Source organism: Cylindrospermopsis sp. CR12, from assembly GCF_001432185.1.
GTDB classification, from domain to species: domain Bacteria; phylum Cyanobacteriota; class Cyanobacteriia; order Cyanobacteriales; family Nostocaceae; genus Raphidiopsis; species Raphidiopsis raciborskii.
Window position 1 is genome coordinate 1 of record NZ_LMVE01000062.1, and the last position, 3013, is coordinate 3013.

General features: G+C 39.8%; 6 protein-coding genes. 1 reads left to right on the forward strand and 5 read right to left on the reverse strand.

From position 1 onward, the window contains the following. Together ASL19_RS08200 and ASL19_RS08205 are read right to left on the reverse strand one after the other, a co-directional pair. The coding region (locus ASL19_RS08200; RefSeq protein ID WP_200959821.1) for a Uma2 family endonuclease at nt 1–406 on the reverse strand (406 nt) is incomplete at its 3' end. A 303-nt stretch (nt 407–709) separates the two neighbouring features. Continuing rightward, on the reverse strand, nt 710–1129 hold the full coding sequence (locus ASL19_RS08205) for a DNA/RNA non-specific endonuclease (RefSeq protein ID WP_235528955.1): 420 nt from the start codon (nt 1127–1129) through the stop codon (nt 710–712). Between the two features lie 30 nt (nt 1130–1159). On the opposite strand from ASL19_RS08205, the gene ASL19_RS08210 reads away from it, so the two are divergent. Then, nucleotides 1160–1342 carry a hypothetical protein gene (locus tag ASL19_RS08210; RefSeq protein ID WP_057177963.1) on the forward strand — a complete coding sequence of 61 codons (183 nt, stop codon included), beginning with the start codon at nt 1160–1162 and terminating at the stop codon, nt 1340–1342. Between the two features lie 86 nt (nt 1343–1428). On the opposite strand, the gene ASL19_RS08215 is transcribed toward ASL19_RS08210, so the two are convergent. From ASL19_RS08215 to ASL19_RS08225, 3 genes are all read right to left on the reverse strand, one after another. Then, a complete protein-coding gene (locus tag ASL19_RS08215) occupies nt 1429–1860 on the reverse strand; it encodes a pentapeptide repeat-containing protein (protein ID WP_057177964.1) in 432 nt (143 codons plus the stop codon). 358 nt (nt 1861–2218) lie between these two features. Next, on the reverse strand, nt 2219–2572 hold the full coding sequence (locus ASL19_RS08220) for a type II toxin-antitoxin system HicB family antitoxin (protein WP_057177965.1): 354 nt from the start codon (nt 2570–2572) through the stop codon (nt 2219–2221). Then, the gene (locus ASL19_RS08225; protein ID WP_220272382.1) at nt 2569–2862 is read right to left on the reverse strand and encodes a type II toxin-antitoxin system HicA family toxin; all 294 of its coding nucleotides are present in this window, start codon (nt 2860–2862) and stop codon (nt 2569–2571) included. Before ASL19_RS08225 ends, ASL19_RS08220 begins: the two co-directional genes overlap by 4 nt. Nucleotides 2863–3013: the final 151 nt, after the last annotated feature.

Genomic DNA, 3013 nt, shown 5'->3' on the forward strand with positions numbered 1-3013 from the left:
TCAGATAAAACAGCTTTTTTTTGTCCATTTCATCTTGAGTATTCCCGGGAGATAAAATTTCAAAAACCACCTGGGGAGGAATATTATCTTCTTCCCACTGTCGATAAGACCCCCGGTGACCCTTGGGTCTCCCAAACACCACCATGGTGTCAGGGGCTAGTTTAATTTTGTTACTACCCTCCACTGGATACCAAAATAAGTCCCCAGCCACAAACACATCCGCATTAGACTTAAATAGTATTTCTAAATTTTCCTTAATTTTGACAATCCATGTAAATTGTCTAGTGTTATCCGCCATAGGTTTATTATCACTTTCTGGGTAGACAATTTTAGGCGTCTCCACACCCTGATTAGTGTTAGATTTTATCACCCCCAGTTGAGTTTTTGATGGAATTTGCCTCACCATGTCTATACCTCCCACTTTGGTACTGACTTAATCGGTTTAATTTAATATAACATAGTTTGTTTAGGGATGTTGAGTTATTGAACTCAACTTACAATATCACAAAACTAGTCGGTTTTAAACCTACTTTCGCTTTGAGACCCAAAATTGATTCCCGGTCTCCCCAACAGACAGTCTCCAGGTATGGATTAATTTAAACAATAACGGGTAGTTGGCGATCTCCCGTAGGGAGTGCTGCGCAATCTCCCGTAGGGAGTGCTGGGCGATCTCCCGCAGGGAGTGCTGCGCAATCGCCTTATTAGTAACTTACAGTTTAGCTATATTACCTTCAAGAACATTTTGAATAGGAGTAGGAACATTAGAGAGAAAATCATATTCAGTGAGTTTCTCAATTTGGTCAACAGTTGTCAAAAACTTTTTCCAGTCATCCTCTAATTCTTGATCGTTGGGAATATTAACAGCAATCACCGGGGTGCGAGAAGTAATATCTGAAATCTGAGAGGGAAGATCCAAGATAACAATGATTTTCCAGGTATATTTAGGGATATTAACTAGATTGTTGATTTTCCCCTTGCTTCCCCAAGTACCAGCAATAATATACAGGGTTTTCCCTTGCTCTACTAATTCTCTACTGTAATCTTCTAGATTCCCCCAGGTATTTCTATTATTATCTGGTGTTTGTGGAATGATATTCGTCATCAAGAAGGTGGAGGAATTGTCTTTAATGCTTTTTGTTCTATCCGCAGATGGAACTAAATGTCCTCTATCATATCCAGAACCCTTATATTATTGGAGAAGTTTTCTGCTAATAATGAAACGCCATTACCCAGGGTGATGATTAGGTGGGGATTGACCGATAGCAAGGGGAATCCTTTGGAGGATGAGGAACGCACTTGGCCTAGTTGGTTCAACATTGACGAGTTGAAGGGGGTGACCTAGGGGTGGTTTTTCGGGATGATTTACCAAAAATTTTTCAATGTTTTCAGATATTTTCATCCCATAAATATGTAACTCAGAGAATGTGATTACCGGATGGCACCACTGAGGCTAGCACCTTCGAGGTTAGCACCTTGGAGGTTAGCACCTTGGAGGTTAGCATCAGAGAGGTTAGCATCAGAGAGGTTAGCATCAATGAGGAAAGCATCTTCGAGGTCAGCATATTTGAGGTTAGTACCTTCGAGGTTAGCACCTTGGAGGTTAGCATCAGAGAGGTTAGCATCAATGAGGAAAGCATCTTTGAGGTTAGCACCAGAGAGGTTAGCACCTTGGAGGTTAGCATTAATGAGGATAGCATCTTCGAGGTTAGCACTAGAGAGGTCACATCCTAGACACATATCAGTTTTTAAAAGTCTGTCCAAATCAAACTCGCTATAAGCATAACTAGGACTAGTGCCAAGGCTAAAAGAGGAAACAAGAAACAAAATCAGTATCAGCGCTAATGTGAGAAATTTTTTCATTGTCTTAAATCCGTAACCAAATTATCGAGGTAAATTATACATGACTTTTCTTATCCACAAAAGAGCAACTAAGTAGGGATGCATAATTAAATTTGTAGGATGGGTCGAGTAACGAGAACAGTGGTGTTGGGTTTCATAGTTCAATTCAACCTACGTTAAAGATAATGGTTCTACTGCTTATGTTCATATTACTGGTAAAGGTAACAAACAACGCACTTTAATTATTCCTCCTTTACTATGGGCATCTTTAAAGTCGCATAAAACTACTAATTGGTGCTGTGTTATGTAAGCAATCAACAATTAATTCACAAACATCATTAAGTGTTGATATTTCATTCTTTTTCATATCCCTAATTCCTCAAGCATTTTCTAACGATTCCTCTTTCAAATAACGTTCCAGTGCATCCGTCACCAAGTTATTAAGATTTACCCCCCGTTGTTGAGCAAATAACGCCGCTTGACGATGAAGTTGGCTACCTACACGCACATTAAAACTGCCCTTAAATGGCTCCTCAGGCTCAATACCTTTTTCTTCACAAAGAGCCAAATAATCATCAATTGCTTCCTCAAAACTAGCCCTGAGACTAGCCACATCTTCCCCTTCAAAACTAATTAAACTGCGGATATATTCCACCTGTCCGTAGAAGATTTTATCATCATCACTATAGTGAATAGACCCGAAATAATCCTTGTATTGCATCATGTTATTCATAGCAATTCTTCCTCTTGGAGAATCTCGATAATCTGTTCAATCTGATATCGTTTGAGAATATTTTGAGGATGAGGTTTGTGTAACGTAATAATCACTCCCGCATCATTGAGAAAACGCCGCCGAGAACCTCCCGTTTTACCTGTGCTGACTTCCTCAAACCCAAACCCCGAAAGCAAGCTGAGTAACTCCTCCCAGGTGAAATCCTTGGGAATGCTAAGAAACCGCTTAATTAATTTCTCCCTGCGGGTCATGAGAACTCCCGACTGCTTACTTCCATTATCTGTCCTCAACGATTTTTTGCAACTAAAATTAAAATTAGTTACATTATCACATTAAACCGATTACCGATTTTAAATACCCAACTCCTCAATTGACAAATTCTTTCTGCAACCCCTGAAAACCCAAATCTCCCTCTATTACGGCGTTGCATATTTGCGGGAT